General features: G+C 47.5%; 17 protein-coding genes and 5 tRNA genes. All 22 read right to left on the bottom strand.

Annotated features, from left to right (window positions below; translation table 11 throughout):
* Positions 1–90 precede the first annotated feature (90 nt).
* The 22 genes from rpsG to SPTER_RS00165 all read right to left on the bottom strand — a co-directional run bounded on the left by rpsG (position 91) and on the right by SPTER_RS00165 (position 18729).
* Positions 91–561: a 30S ribosomal protein S7 gene (rpsG, locus tag SPTER_RS00270; RefSeq protein ID WP_144348528.1), complete on the bottom strand. Its 471-nt coding sequence runs from the start codon at positions 559–561 to the stop codon at positions 91–93.
* 42 nt (positions 562–603) lie between these two features.
* Entirely contained in the window at positions 604–984 is a 381-nt protein-coding gene (gene rpsL, locus SPTER_RS00265; RefSeq protein WP_144348527.1) for a 30S ribosomal protein S12, read from the bottom strand.
* A gap of 102 nt (positions 985–1086) precedes the next feature.
* Positions 1087–1341, bottom strand: a complete 255-nt coding sequence (locus SPTER_RS00260) for a ribosomal L7Ae/L30e/S12e/Gadd45 family protein (RefSeq protein ID WP_144348526.1) — start codon at positions 1339–1341, stop codon at positions 1087–1089.
* Positions 1342–1969: 628 nt separating this feature from the next.
* Entirely contained in the window at positions 1970–5941 is a 3972-nt protein-coding gene (gene rpoC, locus SPTER_RS00255) for a DNA-directed RNA polymerase subunit beta' (RefSeq protein ID WP_144348525.1), read from the bottom strand.
* A gap of 21 nt (positions 5942–5962) precedes the next feature.
* Positions 5963–9775, bottom strand: a complete 3813-nt coding sequence (rpoB, locus tag SPTER_RS00250) for a DNA-directed RNA polymerase subunit beta (RefSeq protein WP_144348524.1) — start codon at positions 9773–9775, stop codon at positions 5963–5965.
* Between the two features lie 401 nt (positions 9776–10176).
* On the bottom strand, positions 10177–10545 hold the full coding sequence (gene rplL, locus SPTER_RS00245; RefSeq protein WP_144348523.1) for a 50S ribosomal protein L7/L12: 369 nt from the start codon (positions 10543–10545) through the stop codon (positions 10177–10179).
* A 52-nt stretch (positions 10546–10597) separates the two neighbouring features.
* Positions 10598–11128, bottom strand: a complete 531-nt coding sequence (gene rplJ, locus SPTER_RS00240; protein ID WP_144348522.1) for a 50S ribosomal protein L10 — start codon at positions 11126–11128, stop codon at positions 10598–10600.
* A gap of 186 nt (positions 11129–11314) precedes the next feature.
* Positions 11315–12019 (bottom strand): 50S ribosomal protein L1, encoded by a 705-nt coding sequence (gene rplA, locus SPTER_RS00235; RefSeq protein ID WP_144348521.1) that lies wholly within the window; start codon positions 12017–12019, stop codon positions 11315–11317.
* A 63-nt stretch (positions 12020–12082) separates the two neighbouring features.
* Complete coding sequence (rplK, locus tag SPTER_RS00230; protein ID WP_144348520.1) at positions 12083–12508, bottom strand: 50S ribosomal protein L11; 426 nt, start codon at positions 12506–12508, stop codon at positions 12083–12085.
* 14 nt (positions 12509–12522) lie between these two features.
* Positions 12523–13065 carry a transcription termination/antitermination protein NusG gene (gene nusG / locus SPTER_RS00225; protein ID WP_144348519.1) on the bottom strand — a complete coding sequence of 181 codons (543 nt, stop codon included), beginning with the start codon at positions 13063–13065 and terminating at the stop codon, positions 12523–12525.
* A 39-nt stretch (positions 13066–13104) separates the two neighbouring features.
* The gene (gene secE / locus SPTER_RS00220) at positions 13105–13320 is read right to left on the bottom strand and encodes a preprotein translocase subunit SecE (RefSeq protein ID WP_144348518.1); all 216 of its coding nucleotides are present in this window, start codon (positions 13318–13320) and stop codon (positions 13105–13107) included.
* Positions 13321–13450: 130 nt separating this feature from the next.
* Entirely contained in the window at positions 13451–13600 is a 150-nt protein-coding gene (rpmG, locus tag SPTER_RS00215) for a 50S ribosomal protein L33 (protein ID WP_075752794.1), read from the bottom strand.
* Positions 13601–13819: 219 nt separating this feature from the next.
* Positions 13820–15022 carry an elongation factor Tu gene (gene tuf / locus SPTER_RS00210; RefSeq protein WP_144348517.1) on the bottom strand — a complete coding sequence of 401 codons (1203 nt, stop codon included), beginning with the start codon at positions 15020–15022 and terminating at the stop codon, positions 13820–13822.
* Between the two features lie 177 nt (positions 15023–15199).
* Positions 15200–15276: transfer RNA gene (locus SPTER_RS00205), tRNA-Met, on the bottom strand.
* Between the two features lie 9 nt (positions 15277–15285).
* A tRNA-Thr gene (locus SPTER_RS00200) sits at positions 15286–15361 on the bottom strand.
* 248 nt (positions 15362–15609) lie between these two features.
* A tRNA-Met gene (locus tag SPTER_RS00195) sits at positions 15610–15685 on the bottom strand.
* Positions 15686–15704: 19 nt separating this feature from the next.
* Positions 15705–15789, bottom strand: a tRNA-Tyr gene (locus SPTER_RS00190).
* Between the two features lie 9 nt (positions 15790–15798).
* A tRNA-Thr gene (locus tag SPTER_RS00185) sits at positions 15799–15874 on the bottom strand.
* Positions 15875–16057: 183 nt separating this feature from the next.
* The gene (locus SPTER_RS00180) at positions 16058–16513 is read right to left on the bottom strand and encodes a chemotaxis protein CheX (RefSeq protein WP_246105587.1); all 456 of its coding nucleotides are present in this window, start codon (positions 16511–16513) and stop codon (positions 16058–16060) included.
* 84 nt (positions 16514–16597) lie between these two features.
* Complete coding sequence (locus tag SPTER_RS00175) at positions 16598–17398, bottom strand: undecaprenyl-diphosphate phosphatase (RefSeq protein WP_144348515.1); 801 nt, start codon at positions 17396–17398, stop codon at positions 16598–16600.
* Positions 17395–17925 (bottom strand): NUDIX hydrolase, encoded by a 531-nt coding sequence (locus SPTER_RS00170; RefSeq protein WP_144348514.1) that lies wholly within the window; start codon positions 17923–17925, stop codon positions 17395–17397. Before SPTER_RS00170 ends, SPTER_RS00175 begins: the two co-directional genes overlap by 4 nt.
* 99 nt (positions 17926–18024) lie before the next feature.
* Positions 18025–18729 carry a DUF421 domain-containing protein gene (locus SPTER_RS00165; protein ID WP_144348513.1) on the bottom strand — a complete coding sequence of 235 codons (705 nt, stop codon included), beginning with the start codon at positions 18727–18729 and terminating at the stop codon, positions 18025–18027.
* Between the last annotated feature and the right edge of the window lie 63 nt (positions 18730–18792).

The raw sequence follows: 18792 nt of genomic DNA, 5'->3' as shown, positions 1-18792 counted from the left end.
CGGGGTCCGCTATTTGTCAGGTTTGAGTCAAAGACGGGTTGCTTACGCAACCCCGTTCAATTCCCGCACGCGAACTCCGTACTTCGAATTTTACCAGCGGTAATGGGCAAAAGCCTTGTTGGCTTCAGCCATTTTATGTGTATCTTCACGTTTCTTAACAGATGCGCCGGTATTGTTGGCAGCATCCATCAATTCTGAAGCAAGGCGTTCGTGCATGGTCTTTTCACCGCGCAGCCGCGAATAATTAACCAACCAGCGAATACCAAGCGACATTTTACGGTCAGGCCGTACTTCTACTGGCACTTGATAGTTGGCTCCACCCACACGGCGAGCCCGGACTTCAAGAACCGGCATAACATTTTTCAACGCTGTTTCAAAAACATCCATTGGATCTTTACCGGTTTTGGCACGAATCGCCTCAAATGCGTCATATACAATGTTTTCAGCAACACCTTTTTTGCCGTCATACATCAATTTATTGATAAATCTGGTTACCAGCTTGGAGCTATATACCGGATCCGGCAATACATCCCGCTTGGGAACAGCACCTTTTCTTGGCATCAGTATCCCTCCTTTTCCAAAACTCTACAACTGTTCTTGCAATTACTTCTTAGCTACGGCCTTTTTGGCACCGTATTTCGAACGGCCCTGGCTGCGTTTGGCAACACCGGCAGTATCAAGAGCACCGCGAACAATGTGATAACGTACGCCTGGCAAATCTTTGACCCTGCCACCACGGATAAGCACAACTGAGTGTTCCTGCAGATTGTGACCAATACCCGGAATATAGGCGGTTACTTCAATGCCGTTAGTTAAGCGTACACGGGCTACTTTGCGAAGTGCAGAGTTCGGTTTTTTCGGAGTAGTTGTATATACTCTCGTGCATACGCCACGTTTTTGTGGACATTCTTTAAGTGCAGGTGCAGTCGATTTTTGAATCAGTTGCTCCCGGCTTTTGCGCACTAGCTGACTAATTGTTGGCATTTTTTAAGCGCACCTCCTTCCCCAATCTCGTTATTTATTATTAAAAACCTCATCTGCCGGTTTCAGCAGGTAAAGTTATTAACGACTCGTCCGTGTTAACTGCTATTTTAAAACAGCCACAGCCGCAGCGCCTACGGCAATGCTGCAGGCCTTCCCCAGTTCACTCATCGTCGCTGTTTCATCAACCAACACAGCTTTTTGATTACACAGATGCGCTAGCGGTGCTACCACCCGGCGATCAGCATCAACCGCAAGATACACCTTGGCGGCCAGACCTTTTTCCACAGCCCGCGCTGTTTGTTTAGCACCAATGGCTTTATTGGCGGTCTTTAAACCGGCAAGTTCCTCACTGTTCACATCGCCAACTCCTTTGGATAAATAGCACTGTTCACAAGACACTCTAATATATTAACATTTGGAATTCCAAATGTCAATAAACTATTAGAGTTTCTGCATATTTTTAAACACACTAAACCGGGTGTATCAAATCCACTATTTACCACTCATTAGTAGTGCCCTCATGGGCCTGGTTTATACTTCTTTTTGCCGCTGATGGCTGTCTTATTTAACTGCTTCTATTATATATGAAGCAATTCTGCGCCAGTGATTTATTGGTTTGTTAAAGAATACAGGCACGGGGCTGTATTCAGGGCACACTTAGCTGATAATGGCTGCAGCACCAAACATAAAACCAGCAGCAAAATCAGCAGGGCTTTATAGACCGGCCGCCGCCTACGCTTAGCTGCCACTTGCTGCCTGGCTAATTCGTAGATAAAATACACCTGCGACACCTCTTTCCACAATTGCTTTTACTTTCTATATCGACTACCCGGCAAAGCATTTACATAGGTTAATAGTCTCAAATATATAAAAGAAATTCTGATGGCGCAAGTGCGGCGGTTGGTGTTCAGCAGTCTTTTATAATACAAAAAGACCGGGATGATGATCCACCATCCCAGTCTTTCGCTACTAGCCAAGCTACTTCCTATTCACCGGCTAATTCTTCGTGTTCCAATAGTGCTGCCGGTTGTTTGAGCCGGACGTTGCGGTAACGGCTCATACCGGTGCCGGCCGGAATCAGCTTGCCGATAATTACATTTTCTTTCAGTCCCAGGAGCGGATCGACTTTGCCTTTAATAGCAGCTTCGGTCAATACACGTGTCGTTTCCTGGAAAGACGCCGCCGACAAGAAGGAGTCGGTAGCCAGTGATGCCTTGGTAATCCCCAGCAGAATAGGCCTGGCAATAGCCGGTTCGCCGCCGGCTTCAATCGCTTTGGCGTTTTCTTCCTCAAAGGTATTCAAATCAATATATTCACCAGGAAGAACGTCGGTATCGCCGGCTTCCTCTACTTTGACCTTATGCATCATCTGGCGGACCATAACTTCAATATGCTTATCGTTAATTTCAACGCCCTGAGATTTATATACTTTTTGGACCTCATAAACAAGATAGCGCTGAGTAGCTTTTAAACCGCTGACCCGCAGAATATCATGGGGGTTTACCGCGCCTTCGGTCAGGCGGTCGCCGGCTTCCACGTTTTGCCCGTCGCTGACAATAAGTCTGGCGCCGTAAGGTACCTGGTATACACGTTCTTCGCCCAAGGAGGCGTCGGCCGGGAAAACAGTTACCCGTCGCATACCTTTAATTTCTTTGACTTCGATCCGGCCGTCAACCTCGGTGATAATGGCCTGGCGTTTGGGTTTACGGGCTTCAAATAACTCTTCTACCCGCGGTAAACCCTGGGTAATATCGTCACCGGCGACACCGCCGGTATGGAAGGTTCTCATTGTCAGCTGGGTACCTGGTTCACCGATGGACTGGGCAGCAATAATGCCAACAGCCTCACCAACGTCAACCATATGACTTGTTCCCAGGTTGCGGCCATAGCAGTTAATACATACCCCATACCGTGAGCGGCAGGTAAGTACTGATCGAATGGATACTTTTTCCCGCACTTTAACTATCTCGTCAGCCAGTTCTTCAGTAATTAAGTCACTAATCTTAACAATCGGTTCACCGGTTGCCGGATTCACAATATCCTCAGCCGACATTCTACCGACAATCCGGTCCTTAAGCGACTCAATAACACCAGAGCCTTCTTTGATGGCCTCAACCTCAATGCCTCTGATGTTATTATTGCGAACTTTAACTTCTTTTACGGAGCTGGCCAGTACAGCCTCAATATGCTCCTCGGTAAATGTTGTTTCGGCCGGGACCAATACTACGCCATCACTGGTTACGATCGCTTCCGTTGTATTTTTACCCAGCATTTCCCGGATCATGGCCTCTTTCAGAGCCGCCCGTACTTTTGCTTCAGGGGCGCCAAGGGCAATGGTCTCGGCGGCGGCAGAACGGCCGACATCTTCTTCGGTTTCATCGGTCTGCCCCTGAATCATAATTTCAGGTACGCCGCATTCACCGATTAACCGCAGGTTATCCTCATTCAGCACAGTCCCTTGCGGCAGCAATATATCAGCCGTTTTAGGATTAAGTACCTCCTGCGCCAGCACCCGGGTAAGGAGTGTATCTTTAAGCATATCAATGGCACCGGCACTGGACTGGGCCAGCCGTGCCCGCTCACGCACCAGGTTAAGACCAACAATGTCACAGTCTTCTTCGCGAACGATAACATCCTGGGCTACGTCAACCAAGCGCCGGGTAAGATAACCGGAGTCGGCTGTCCGCAGTGCAGTATCAGCCAGACCTTTGCGCGCACCATGGGTTGAGATAAAGTACTCCAGTACTGTTAAGCCTTCGCGGAAATTAGCTTTAATAGGCAGGTCAATAATTCGTCCGGACGGATCGGCCATAAGGCCGCGCATACCTGCCAGCTGACGGATCTGCTGGATGTTACCGCGGGCGCCGGAGTTAGCCATCATATAGACAGGGTTAAACCGGTCTAAGGTAGCCATCATGGCGGCAGTAACGTCATCAGTGGCTTTAGTCCACAGGTCAATCGTCTTTTTGTAGCGTTCATCATCAGTAATCAGACCACGGCGATACTGTTTATCAATGGTATTAACCTTGTCTTCGGCAGTTCTTAGAATTTCTTTCTTTTCGCTCGGGATCTTAATGTCGGAAATAGCAATTGTGATGCCGGCGCGACAGGCAAACGAGAAACCCAGACGCTTAACAGCATCCAGCACCATTGCCGTTTTGGCATTACCAAAAATCCGGTAGGAGTCAGCTACAAGCTTACCCAGCTGCTTTTTATCCATCAGTTTACCGAGATGCCATTCTTCGCCCCGTTGCTCATAATGCCTGAGCTCGTGTGGCAATACTTCATTAAATATCATCCGGCCGACCGAGGTATGGACCAGCCCATAACCAGCAATGCGCATTTTAATTTTCTCATGCAAGCCTAATGTCTTATGATGATAAGCCAGCAAAGCCTCATTCATATTGGCAAAGGTCTTAAGCTGACCATCTACAGGGTCTTTTTCAATGGTCAGATAATAAGCACCCAATACCATGTCCTGGGTAGGGGTGGCTACCGGCCGGCCGTCTTTGGTGGATAAAATATTATGCGCTGAGAGCATGAGCATGCGGGCTTCCGCCTGAGCCTCTGCCGATAAAGGCACGTGTACTGCCATTTGGTCGCCGTCAAAATCCGCATTGTAGGCAGTACATACTAATGGATGGATTTTAATAGCCCGGCCCTCTGACAACACAGGTTCAAAGGCCTGAATCCCCAGCCGGTGCAAAGTTGGTGCCCGGTTTAAAAGTACCGGATGCTCTTTGATAACCTCTTCCAGAACGTCCCAAACCTCGGGACGAACCCTCTCAACCATCCGTTTGGCACTTTTTATATTATGCGCATGGCCAGCATTGACCAGCTTTTTCATGACAAAAGGTTTGAATAGCTCCAGGGCCATCTCTTTCGGCAAACCGCATTGGTGCAGCTTAAGTTCCGGACCGACAACGATAACCGAACGGCCAGAGTAGTCTACCCGTTTGCCCAACAAATTCTGACGGAAGCGTCCCTGTTTACCCTTAAGCATATCGCTCAATGATTTTAGGGGCCGGTTGCCTGGGCCGGTGACCGGACGGCCACGGCGGCCATTATCGATGAGTGCATCCACCGCTTCCTGCAGCATCCGTTTTTCATTGCGGACGATGATATCCGGCGCCCCTAAGTCCAAGAGGCGTTTCAAACGGTTATTGCGGTTGATTACTCGCCGGTACAAATCGTTTAAGTCCGAGGTGGCAAAGCGGCCGCCGTCAAGCTGTACCATTGGCCGTAATTCCGGCGGGATAACCGGCGTGACATCCATAATCATCCAGGCAGGATTATTGCCGGACTTACGGAATGCCTCGGCCACCTCCAGCCGTCGAATTGCCCGTATTTTTCTCTGACCGCTTACTTCTTTTAACTCTTGCCGGAGTTCGCGGCTCATTTTTTCCAAATCAAGCTCTTCCAACAGCTTTTTAATGGCTTCGGCGCCCATGCCTACTTTAAAGGCACTGCCGTATTTATCCCGATGCTCACGATACTCGTTCTCGTTCAAAAGCTGTTTCTTCATGAGCGGCGTGTCACCAGGATCCAGCACAATATAGGAGGCAAAATATAATACTTTTTCCAGCGAACGCGGGGAGATATCCAGAATAAGCCCCATCCGGCTGGGTATACCCTTAAAATACCAGATATGGGAGACAGGTGCTGCCAGTTCGATATGGCCCATCCGGTCCCGCCGGACCTTGGAGCGGGTTACTTCAACGCCGCACCGGTCGCAGATGATGCCTTTATAACGAATCCGCTTATATTTACCGCAGTGACACTCCCAGTCCCTAGTTGGCCCAAAAATCTTTTCACAGAACAGACCTTCGCGCTCCGGCTTCAAGGTACGGTAGTTGATTGTTTCAGGTTTTCTTACTTCGCCATGCGACCACTTGCGGATCTGCTCCGGTGACGCCAGACCAATACGCATCGAATCAAAGTTATTTACATCCAACAAGGGGATATCGCTCCCTTCTAACTAGTCCAAATCCTCATCTTCTATGATGTCTTCCATAAGTTCACGGGGATCAGACTTTTTAGCATTTTCTTTGAGCTTCTTCGCACTGCTCTTTTGAGGCTGGAAATCAAATTCATCTTCATCTGCCTGCTGAGCAATATCTGGTTCCATTTCACCGATTTCTGCAATAATGTCAAGTTCTTCTTCCAGTGGCTCAATATCATCAGTGGCTTCGAGTTCGTCAACCACACCACTCTCAAAGTCCGCTTTTTTGCGTTCAACAGGAGCTTTGGGCACGTCGTCGCCAATATTCAGCTCTAACTCCTTAGCTGTTTCGTTGATGTCTTCATCTGACTCGCGAATCATTATTTCCTGGGCATCCTCGGTCAGGATCTTAACATCAAGGCCAATACTCTGAAGTTCTTTTATCAATACTTTAAAAGACTCCGGCACTCCCGGTTCTGGTACGTTTTCACCCTTAACGATGGCTTCATAGGTTTTCACACGGCCGACAACATCGTCAGATTTAACTGTTAACAGTTCCTGCAGGGTGTAGGCAGCACCGTATGCTTCCAGGGCCCAAACCTCCATCTCGCCGAAACGCTGGCCGCCAAACTGGGCTTTACCGCCAAGCGGCTGCTGGGTAACAAGCGAGTATGGTCCTGTGGACCGGGCATGAATCTTATCATCAACCAAGTGAGCTAATTTGAGCATATACACAAAGCCCACAGTTACACGATTGTCGAAAGGTTCACCGGTCCTGCCGTCATAAAGGTCGGTTTTGCCATCCTCCGACAAACCGGCTGCTGTAAGTGTCCGGATAACCTCGGTTTCTGTCGCCCCGTCGAAGACCGGTGTTGCCAGGTGAATCCCGGCCCGGTCAGGCTGCGGCATACCGTGCTTTTCCACATCGTAATTGATTTCTTTCAGACGCTCAACCAGGGTCGGATCGCCCATCTTCACCTGCATCCCAATGGCGGCGGCGGCACGGCCCAGATGCGTCTCAAGGACCTGGCCGATATTCATACGGGATGGTACGCCCAGAGGGTTCAAGACGATTTGCACCGGTGTGCCGTCAGGCAGAAAGGGCATATCTTCTTTAGGCATAATCCGGGAAACTACCCCTTTGTTCCCATGACGGCCGGCCATTTTATCGCCTTCGGATATTTTACGTTTCTGGGCGATATAGCAGCGCACCAGCTGATTCACGCCTGGCGGTAATTCATCACCGTTTTCCCGGGTAAAGACTTTTACGTCAACAATCTTACCGGCTTCACCATGTGGTACACGGAGCGAGGTATCACGGACCTCTCTGGCTTTTTCGCCAAAGATAGCCCGGAGGAGACGCTCTTCAGCGGTCAGCTCTGTTTCTCCTTTTGGCGTTACTTTACCAACCAGGATATCACCAGGCCGTACTTCGGCACCAACGCGGATAATGCCACGGTCATCAAGGTCCCGTAACACATCCTCGGCCACGTTGGGAATATCGCGGGTAATTTCCTCAGGTCCCAGCTTGGTATCGCGGGCATCGCATTCATATTCTTCAATATGTATAGAGGTAAAGACATCTTCCTTAACCAGGTCCTGGCTCAAGAGAATGGCGTCCTCGTAATTGTAGCCCTCCCAGGGCATAAAGGCGACCAGCACGTTATAGCCTAATGCCAGCTCACCTTTATCTGTCGACGGTCCGTCAGCAAGCACCTGCCCTTTAACGATTTGTTCCCCTTTGTACACAATCGGCCGTTGATTAATGCAGGTACCTTGGTTAGAACGCAGGTATTTAAGCAGTTTATAGGTATCAAGTCCGCCTTTTTCCGTACGAATATGAATCTCTGTGGCGGTGACTTTCTCCACAACGCCCGCGTTTTTCGCCAGAATTACAACACCGGAATCACGGGCGGCCTTGTATTCCATACCGGTACCAATAAGCGGTGCCTGCGTTTTTAGCAGCGGTACAGCCTGCCGCTGCATATTGGCCCCCATCAGAGCCCTGTTGGCGTCATCGTTTTCCAGGAAAGGAATCATGGCGGTAGCAATCGAAACAACCTGCTTGGGAGAAACGTCCATATAGTCGACTTTTTCCGCCGGTACTACCAGGATTTCATGCTTGTAACGGCAGGTAACGCGCGGTTCTTTGAATCTGCCCTGTTCATCAAGCGGCTCATTGGCCTGGGCGATAATCATTTCATCTTCTTCATCAGCCGTCAGATATACTACATCGTCAGTTACCCGGTGTTCCAGCTTATTGACTTTACGGTACGGTGTCTCGATAAAGCCAAATTCATTAATTCTGCCAAAAGTAGACAATGAGCCGATAAGGCCGATGTTGGGACCCTCCGGTGTTTCAATCGGGCACATCCGGCCATAGTGGGAATGGTGAACGTCCCGGACTTCAAAACCGGCACGTTCCCGGCTAAGGCCACCAGGTCCCAGGGCGCTTAGACGCCGTTTATGCGTAAGTTCAGCCAGGGGATTGGTCTGATCCATAAATTGTGACAGCTGGCTGGAACCAAAAAACTCTTTTATTGCGGCGACCACCGGTCTGATGTTGATGAGTGCCTGCGGCGTAATTACATCAATATCCTGAATCGTCATCCGTTCCTTGACAACCCGTTCCATCCGGGCCAGGCCGATCCGGAACTGGTTCTGCAGGAGTTCACCAACCGAACGGAGCCGCCGGTTACCTAAATGGTCAATATCATCCGTGGTACCGTGACCGTCCATTAAGTTAAGCAGGTAGCTGATTGCAGCGATAATATCTTCCCTGGTAATCGTCCGGTGTGTAAATGGCAGCACCGAGTTAAGCACCAGTTTAACGGGCGTACCGTCTTTCTGCTTAATCCAGGCCTCATGTTTACCTTCACCCACAAAAACCTTGGCAGCAGCAATGCGGTCAAGTACAGCTTCGTCCAGCACCGTATTTTCTTCAACGACGATCTCACCGGTTTCTTTATCAACAAGTGGTTGACCGAGTATTTTACCCAGCAGTCGCCGGCGCCAGCCTAATTTTTTCCCAAGCTTATAGCGGCCAACAGTAGCCAGATCATAACGCTTAGAATCAAAAAACAGCGATTCCAGAAGCTGGGCTGCATTTTCAACGGTTGGCGGTTCGCCCGGACGCAGCCGCTTATAAATCTCGACGAGAGCTTCTTCCCGCGAGTCAGTGTTATCCCGTTCCAGCGTTGCCCGGATGCGTACATCATCATTAAACAGTTCGGAAATAACACCGTTCGAAACGAAACCTAATGATCGGATAAGAACAGTGACTGGCAGCTTACGGGTACGGTCAACCCTGACTGACACAACATCATTGGGATCAGTCTCAAGTTCCAGCCATGCGCCACGATTAGGAATAACGGTAGCATTATAAAGCTTTTTACCAGTCGTATCAATCGACTCGCCATAGTATACGCCTGGTGAGCGTACAAGCTGGCTGACAATAACCCGTTCAGCGCCATTAATAATAAATGTGCCATTGTCAGTCATGAGCGGAAAATCGCCCATAAACACTTCCTGCTCTTTTATCTCCTGTGTTTCTTTGTTGTACAGCCGGACGCTGACGCGAAGCGGAGCGGCAAAGGTAACATCACGTTCTTTGCACTCTTCGACATCATATTTAGGTTCGCCCAGTGTAAAGTTTTCAAAGGACAGAATCAGGTTGCCGGTGAAGTCTTGAATTGGAGAGATATCACGGAATATCTCCTGCAAACCTTCCTTAAGAAACCAGTTGTAAGAATTCTTCTGAATTTCTATAAGGTTGGGCATGTCCAGTACTTCTTCAATTTTGGCATAACTATACCTGAACCTTTTGCCCACCGGAACAGGATTAAACATTAACCCACCCCTTAGCCATTTTACACAGACATAGTGCGTTATCATCATATCCTACACATAAGATAGTAATATTCCGCAAATACTAAGCCGGTAAAATGAATGATAAAAAATACAAAACAAGCAAGGCTCTATCTAATAATCAAGGTCCTTGCTTTTTTTCGATGAAGACCGATTCATCCTCCATTATATTACTATTTCCTGCCATTCCGAAATTTATACGCCGGATTTTATAAGGTTTTTCATAAAAAATTCCAGCAGACAGCTAGTAAATATAAACATGTACGGCGATATATAATGGTATCATATCTTCTCTAATTCGTCAAGAAAAATTAGGGATAATATGAAATTATTTGAAATTTAAAAAGGAGCACCTGCACAGGTGCTCCTTTTATTAAGTTAAATTATTTAACTTCTACAGTTGCGCCAGCTTCAACAAGTTTAGCTTTAAGAGCTTCGGCATCCGCTTTGGAGATTTTTTCTTTGATTGCTTTAGGTGCACTGTCAACCATATCTTTAGCTTCTTTGAGGCCAAGACCGGTAACTTCGCGCACAACCTTAATAACATTAATTTTGCCTGCGCCGGCGTTGGTCAAAATTACGTCAAACTCGGTTTGTTCTTCAGCAACAGGGGCGGCAGCGGCAGCAGGAGCAGCAGCGGCAGCAGGAGCAGCGGCAGAAACACCGAATTTTTCTTCCAGAGCTTTTACCAGTTCGGAAAGTTCGAGCACAGTCATTTGCTCAATGGCTTCCATAATTTGTTCTTTAGTCATGTTAAAATACCTCCACAAAATTCATTTAAAATTATTTTCTAAGCTAACTAGATTACGCTGATTCTTTTTGTTGACGAACAGCGTCAAGCGCATACACCAGATTGCGCACAGTGCCGGAAAGCACATTGACAAAACCGGCGATAGGAGCCTGCATTCCCGCTAGAACCTGAGCAATAAGCACTTCGCGCGCGGGCAGGTTGGACAGGGCTTTAACGCCATTAGCGTCAATTACCTTGCCTTCTACCAAACCAGCTTTTACTTCCAGCGTCTGCAGTTTGTTTTCCTTGACAAAATCAGAAATAACCTTGGCCGGAGCCACAGGATCAGTCGCAGACATGGCAATGGCGGTCGGTCCTTCCAGATAAGGATCAAGGCCTTCAATACCAGCTTCTTTGGCAGCAATGCGTGTCAGGGTATTCTTAAACACCCGGTATTCAACACCTGCTTCACGCAGCTTGCGACGCAGTTTGGTATCCTGAGCCACAGTTAAGCCGCGGTAATTGGTCAGAACGGCACCTTTGGTAATACTGAGCTTTGCTTTCAGATCAGCAACCGACTGTTGTTTTTCTTGTGTGATAGCCATTTATTACACCTCCTTTAAAAAGCATAAAGCAAAAGCGGCCTCCAGTGTAAACACACCGGAGGCCGCGTTATAACCATTTTGAGTTACACGCTGCAAATCCCCGGCCTCGGCAGGAAAGCTCATCCTAAAAGCTTTTACTTGTATAACCTGCGGTCTACAGCCTTATGCATATAAACTTTATGAATGTTACTCTTTTTTGCCGGGTGCTTTGAGCGGATTAACTTTGACACCAGGGCCCATAGTTGAGCTTAAGGAAATATTGCGCATATACTGGCCTTTGGCAGCAGATGGCTTAACCTTAATCAAGGTATCAATCAGTGTATAAAAATTCTTAAGCAGTTTTTCACTGTCAAAAGAAACTTTGCCGATAGGAGCATGGATATTACCGGCTTTATCGGTACGGTATTCAATCTTACCGGCTTTAATTTCATTAATGGCACGGGTTACATCAAGAGTAACAGTACCAACTTTGGGATTAGGCATTAAGCCCCGGGGTCCGAGAATCTTACCCAGGCGCCCCACCATACCCATCATATCAGGTGTAGCCACCGCTACATCAAAATCAGCCCAGCCACCCTGAATTTTTTCCACCATATCTTCAGCACCGACGAATTCTGCACCGGCGGCCTCAGCTTCTTTGGCCTTTTCCCCTTTGGCGAATACCAGCACCCGTTTGGTTTTACCGGTGCCGTGAGGAAGCACAACAGCACCGCGAACCTGCTGATCTGCATGTTTCGGGTCAACGCCCAGTTTAACCGCAACTTCTACAGTTTGGTCAAACTTAGCACTTGCAGTCTTTTTTACCAGTTCTACTGCTTCATCAGGGTCATATAACTTATCTAAATCGACAAGTTTAGCAGCTTCGATATACTTCTTGCCATGTTTAGGCATATTAATCAACCTCCTTTGTGGTAATAACGGAAGTACTTAGTCCTCCCACTTACGACGCCGCTATTAATCGACGACGTCAATGCCCATACTGCGGGCAGTTCCTTCAATCATCCGCACAGCAGCTTCTACGCTGGCAGCATTGAGGTCTTGCATTTTAGATTCGGCGATTTCCCGCACCTTATCCCGCTTAACTTTAGCAACCTTCTTTGTGTTAGGTTCGCCGGAAGCAGTTTCAATACCGGCAGCTTTTTTCAAAAGAATAGCGGCAGGTGGAGTCTTGGTGATAAAGGTAAATGATCTATCTTCAAATACCGTAATTTCGACCGGAATAATAAGACCCGCTTGTTTGGCCGTTCTTTCGTTAAACTCCTTAACAAAAGCCATGATATTGACGCCAGCCTGACCAAGAGCCGGACCTACAGGAGGAGCCGGAGTAGCTTTACCTGCGGGAACTTGCAGTTTTACAAGCTTTACAACCTTTTTAGCCATTATATTACACCTCCTTAATCAACTTTCGTGACCTGAGTAAACTCAAGCTCTACAGGTGTTTCCCGACCAAACATGTTGACAAGCACTTTAAGCTTGCCCCGATCAGGATTAATATCCATTACCGTGGCTGTCCAATTTTCAAAGGCACCAGAAGTAATTCGCACTAACTGATTGAGTTCAACATTTATTTTGGGTTTAGCCTCTTCCATACCCATTGATTTGAGGATATGTTTGACTTCACTTTCGCTCAAAGGAATCGGCTTGGTTCCTGAACCGACAAAACCAGTAACCCCCGGCGTATTGCGCACAACATACCAGGAGCGGTCTGTTACAATCATTTCTACCAGAACATATCCGGGGAAAACTTTTTTCTTGGTAATTTTTTTCTTACCGTCTTTTATTTCCACTTCATCTTCCATGGGTACAAGCACACGGAAGACTTCGTTTTCCATTGCCATAGAATGGACTTTTTTCTCCAAATTGGCTTTTACCTTGTTTTCATAACCGGAATATGTATGGATAACATACCAGTGTTTTTCGAGCTTTTCGGATTCCATAGCCTCAAGGGACGCTAATACGTCCCCCACCTCCCCAGTCTACTTCATGATCACCTTTAACACCTGAGTAAACGAAGCATCAATTACCCATATCAGAGCAGCAACAACAATAACCGTCACAAATACGATTCCCGTATAGGAAATAAGTTCTGATTTGCCCGGCCACGTTACCTTTTTTAATTCAGCTTTTACTTCCCGTAAAAATTTCTTCCAGCGCGATGTATTCGTCTGGACAGCTGTTTCCTGGGCGGCCATTCTCTCACATCCTGTGCGTGCATTTTGATAAAGGCAACAATGCTTAAGCCCCGCAAGGGATTGAAAGATTGCTACTCTACCAATCGACCACACCACTACTTATAGTGGCAAACTTAAGCAATTGTTACAGTTACTTTGTTTCTTTGTGCGGAGTTTGTTTCTTGCAAAACTTGCAGTATTTGTTAAACTCCAATCTATCCGGGTCATTTTTCTTGTTTTTATTGGTCTGATAATTGCGTTGTTTGCATTCTGTGCAGGCCAATGTTACCGCGTTGCGCATCCTGTACACCTCTCTTACCAGTAAATATAGCGCCGTGAGTCTATAATTTAATAGTTTTTCTTAAATGTCACTAATACAATTTATCATAATTATATCGGCATGTCAATAGCCCACAGGTTCGGGCATGTCAATAAATAAGGCAGGGTTATTTCCCTGCCTATTTATTATATCATATAAAACTTCAAATATACAGTTTTTCTATAAAATAACATATTTTAACTATTCAACAACCGCAGTTACAACGCCGGCACCAACGGTGCGGCCGCCTTCACGGATTGCAAAACGCAGGCCTTCTTCAATAGCGATCGGGGTAATCAGGGCGATGTCCATTTGAATGTTGTCGCCAGGCATTACCATTTCCACGCCTTCCGGCAGGGTAACAACACCGGTTACGTCCGTTGTCCGGAAGTAGAACTGCGGACGGTAGCCGTTAAAAAACGGGGTATGACGGCCGCCTTCTTCTTTCGACAGTACATATACTTCCGATTTGAATTTGGTGTGCGGTTTAATCGAACCTGGTTTTGCCAGTACCTGGCCCCGTTCGATTTCTTTCCGGTCAACACCACGCAGCAGGGCACCGATATTATCCCCGGCCACGGCCGAATCCAGCAGCTTACGGAACATTTCTACGCCCGTTACTACGGTTGATTTCGGTTTTTCTGTCATACCTACGATTTCGATGGTATCACTGACTTTTACTACACCCCGCTCTACACGGCCGGTTGCTACTGTACCCCGGCCGGTAATGGTAAATACGTCTTCCACCGGCATCAGGAACGGTTTATCAGTGGCCCGTTCCGGCGTCGGGATGTAGCCGTCAACTTTGTCCATCAGTTCATGAATCTTGCCGCACCATTCGCATTCGCGCTTGGCGCAGCCGCAGTTAAGTACTTTTACTGCCGAACCGCTCACTACCGGAATGTCGTCACCGGGGAATTCGTAGCTGGAAAGCAGTTCGCGCACTTCCATTTCCACCAGTTCCATCAACTCCGCGTCATCAACCAGATCCGCTTTGTTCAGGAACACAACCATGGCCGGTACGCCTACCTGGCGGGACAGCAGGATGTGTTCACGGGTCTGCGGCATCGGGCCGTCAGCGGCCGATACAACCAGGATGGCGCCGTCCATTTGGGCGGCCCCGGTGATCATGTTTTTAACATAGTCCGCATGGCCCGGGCAGTCAACATGCGCATAGTGGCGGGCAGGAGTTTCATATTCCACGTGGGCGGTGTTGATGGTAATACCGCGTTCTCTTTCTTCCGGTGCTTTATCGATTTGATCATAGGCCATGAACTCGGCGCCGCCGTGTTTGGCCAGCGTCATGGTAATTGCGGCAGTCAGCGAGGTTTTGCCATGGTCAACGTGACCAATTGTACCAATGTTAACATGGGGTTTGTTTCTTTCAAACTTTTTCTTAGCCATTTTCGAGTGTTACCTCCCCTTAATTATAACTTTATCATATTATGTATTAACACAAATAATCAGCAGTATACATCATTTTACAAAACTAGATTATTCTATTTAATAAGCAAAATTCCTGCTGCCGCCAGCAATAAATATAAAAACCCTGCAAATATCTGCAGGGTTTTTATATTTACATGGTGGCGGCGCAGGGATTTGAACCCCGGACACTTCGGGTATGAACCGAATGCTCTAGCCAACTGAGCTACGCCGCCATATTAGGATGGAGCTAGTGACCGGGATTGAACCGGTGGCCTTATCCTTACCAAGGATACGCTCTACCGACTGAGCTACACCAGCAAATAGCGCAAACGACTTATTAGCGCCCATCTGCTTCGTTGCTCCTCAAAGCGTTTGCTTACGCACTTCCCAGTGCGCCGCGCTGCACGCTTTTCCGGTGCGCCTCGCATCTGGACACTACTAAGCCGTTTGCGGCTGCGTGGCAGATAGTTGGCTTGTCGCAGATGGTGGGGTTAATAGAGTTCGTTTCTTTATAAAGCTGTGCTTTATAAATTCAGGTTAGAACCTATAAAGCACGTGAATTACTTTGGTTGCGGGGACAGGACTTGAACCTGTGACCTTCGGGTTATGAGCCCGACGAGCTACCAACTGCTCCACCCCGCGATGTTATTAAGATTGTGATTGGTGGAGGGAGGTGGATTCGAACCACCGAAGTCAAAGACGGCAGATTTACAGTCTGCTCCCTTTAGCCACTCGGGAATCCCTCCGAATTTGGATGGAGCTGGCGAGAGGAATTGAACCCCCAACCTGCTGATTACAAGTCAGCTGCTCTACCAATTGAGCTACGCCAGCATCTTTTTTTTGTTAGCCCTGTCTAGTGACAAAACATATTATATAATACCGATGATGCTGTGTCAACATCTTTTTACTAGTAATTTTTACATTTAGCCGTTGTCCGTCTTTGCCGGCCATAGGCTTCCCAGCTTCGGCAGATAAGACGCATGGCTAAGTTTGAAATGAACCGCATTTTTTTATCTATACGCCAAGGCTAACATTAACCTCAATAGGCTCAGAATCGATCAGTAAACTAAGCGCCAAATACTTAGTATTGCTTACCTGTACGGTGTACTCACTACCAACAACAATGCTGGGAGGCGAAATATCCACAGACAGACCCTGCTTTTCAAAATTTATGGCGGCATTGGCCGTAACCATATTAACCATTTCCGAAAGGGCGCTCTGGGCCATCTCGTCCATTTCCGGCACAGGCATTCCCATCATAATGGTTGAGGCAACCTTCTTCGCGGTATCAGCGGACATATTATAGGCTACATTTCCCTTAACGCCTCTGGTAATGCCGATCATTACCGTAACCCCCTGGCTTGCCAATAGCTGTTCCTTGACCGACAGTCCGCGCCGGTTGATTTCTTTAAAGCCGAGCTGCGGCAGGATTGTTGTTATTGCTTCTAAAAATGGATTAATTAATTTCACATCCAAAGCGCCATAACCTCCAACAGATAAATTCATCAGCTTAGCATCTATTATTACGCACGTATACCAGGAATCCGCGGCGATTTACTTTATAAAAAAATAGTAATAAGAGAGTCCGGCTACAACAAACCGGTAGTAAGCAAACGAAGCCAGGGTGGAGTTATTAAGAAACCGCAAAAACCAGACAATGGATACATAGGCGGTAATAAACGCGACAATAAAGCCAATAGCGAACATCGTAACGTCCTCAAAGCTCAGCTGATTCCATATTTTCATTAAATCGTACATGCAGGCCACCAGCATAAGCGGCACGGCAATGATAAAAGAAAACTCGGCTGCGGCTTTGCGGCTCATACCTAAAAATAATCCACCGGCAATGGTTGAGCCAGAGCGCGAAAAGCCTGGCCAAAGGGATAAAAATTGAAACAAACCCACAAAAAAAGCCTGTTTTATTGTCATCTGATCGACATTATTGGTGACCGGGCGCCGTGAGAATTTCTCAGCTGTCAGCATGAGCAGAGCACCGGCAATCAGACCGATAATCACTGTGTAAGGGGAAAAAAGATAGGTCTTGATGAATTCATGCAAAAGATAGCCAAGCCCCATCACCGGCACAATGCCGGCCAACACATGCATAGCCGTAAGGCTGCCGCCAAAACTGTTCAGGGCCGGGGGCCTAAGCATCGCCAAAAATTTGTCTTTATATAAAATCAACACGGATAAAATAGCCCCTAGTTGGATAAACACCTCAAATACACTGGCTTTTTCCCCTTCAAAGCCTAATAAGGAACCAACAAGAATCATGTGCCCGGTTGATGAAATCGGTAAAAATTCTGTCAACCCTTCCACAATACCAATGATTACCGCAATCAAATTGTCACTCACTGGGTCACTTCCCTCTTCTTATTATTGTGATCTGCCTGCAGCAAACCGATTACCTGCCTGTCGGTGGGAAAAGCAAGGTCAGGCACCGAGTCCAGCGGAAAATAAGCCACCTGGTCTAAGTCATCGCCCGGTCCAAGGGTGCCGCCAATAACTTCGGCCAAAAACCAGACACCGACAGTATGAACAGCCGGATTATGAAAGTTTGATAAAACCGCGTAAACCTGACCGGGTTCGATAGACAAGCCTGTTTCCTCCTGGAACTCCCGTTTAACCGCCGCCCGGATATCTTCATCATATTCCACATAACCGCAGGGTATGCACCATAACCCGGGATAACTGGCAGCTACAGCCCGCCGGCCCAGCAAAATTTTCCCGTTTTGCCGCACAATTGCCGCAACCCCCACAATCGGATTCTCATACATTGTATAGGAACAGGCGGCACAGACCAGGCGCTCACGGTCCCCCACCTGACGATAACCGACCTGGCCGCCGCATTTAGGACAATAATTAAAACGCTGACTTTTCATAATTACCTCCCTGAAACATGTTCCTATTTTACCACATTTCGGTTAAATATCTTGCATATTCTAAAAAATTTAATATTTTCGTAAGAAAAGCCCGGGGCATCAATGTAAAAATACATTGCACTCCCGGGCATCATCATGAATTACATGCAGCCGTTTGTCCTGGTCCATGAAAGCAATGAAAACATTGTTAATGGTGCTTACATGTTGGCAGCGAAACTCTTCAATCTGCTGTGGTGATAATCCCATATCAGCCAGTACGCGTTCCTGCAACTTTCCCTCCAGGATTACAGGTACCAGGACACTGTTCGGGGTAACATTAAAATTAACCTGACAAGGTGTCAATGGCAAATGCTCCGCTTTCTTTAGCACGCTTAGCCGGCCATGGGGCTCTAACACGGCAAGTTCTACGACAGTAATATCGAAAACGTCTCTTTCCCGCAGCAGCTGCAACAGGGTTTCCACAGGCATATGTACCTTGCGCAGGCTTTCTTTGATGATTTGACCGTTTTGCACCATCACCAGCGGTTTAAAGTTAAGTTTATGGTTGACCGGGCGAATTTTAATACTTAACCAGCCAAAGACCAGTTGCATTCCTCCCAGCGCCAATAAGGCAATCAGCGAGCTTGCCAGTTCAATGCGGGGATCAACAATAAGTGCACCTGCCACTGCGCCAATAGTAATTGATGTCAGAAAATCAAACGAACTGAGTTCACCCAACTGGCGGCGGCCGATGGCCAGCATGATGACAAGCAGCACCCCCATGCCGGCAACAACCCTAAATAGAGTAATGCCCAATGTTTCCATCGTAGCCCTCCATTGCGCGGCTGCAAAAACCTCGCTATTTAGGGCTTATTATAACCCGGGCCC

The sequence above is a fragment of the Sporomusa termitida genome (assembly GCF_007641255.1).
In the GTDB taxonomy this organism is placed as follows: domain Bacteria; phylum Bacillota; class Negativicutes; order Sporomusales; family Sporomusaceae; genus Sporomusa; species Sporomusa termitida.
The sequence above is the reverse complement of the archived record's forward strand: the minus strand, read 5'-3'. Positions and strand labels throughout refer to the sequence as shown.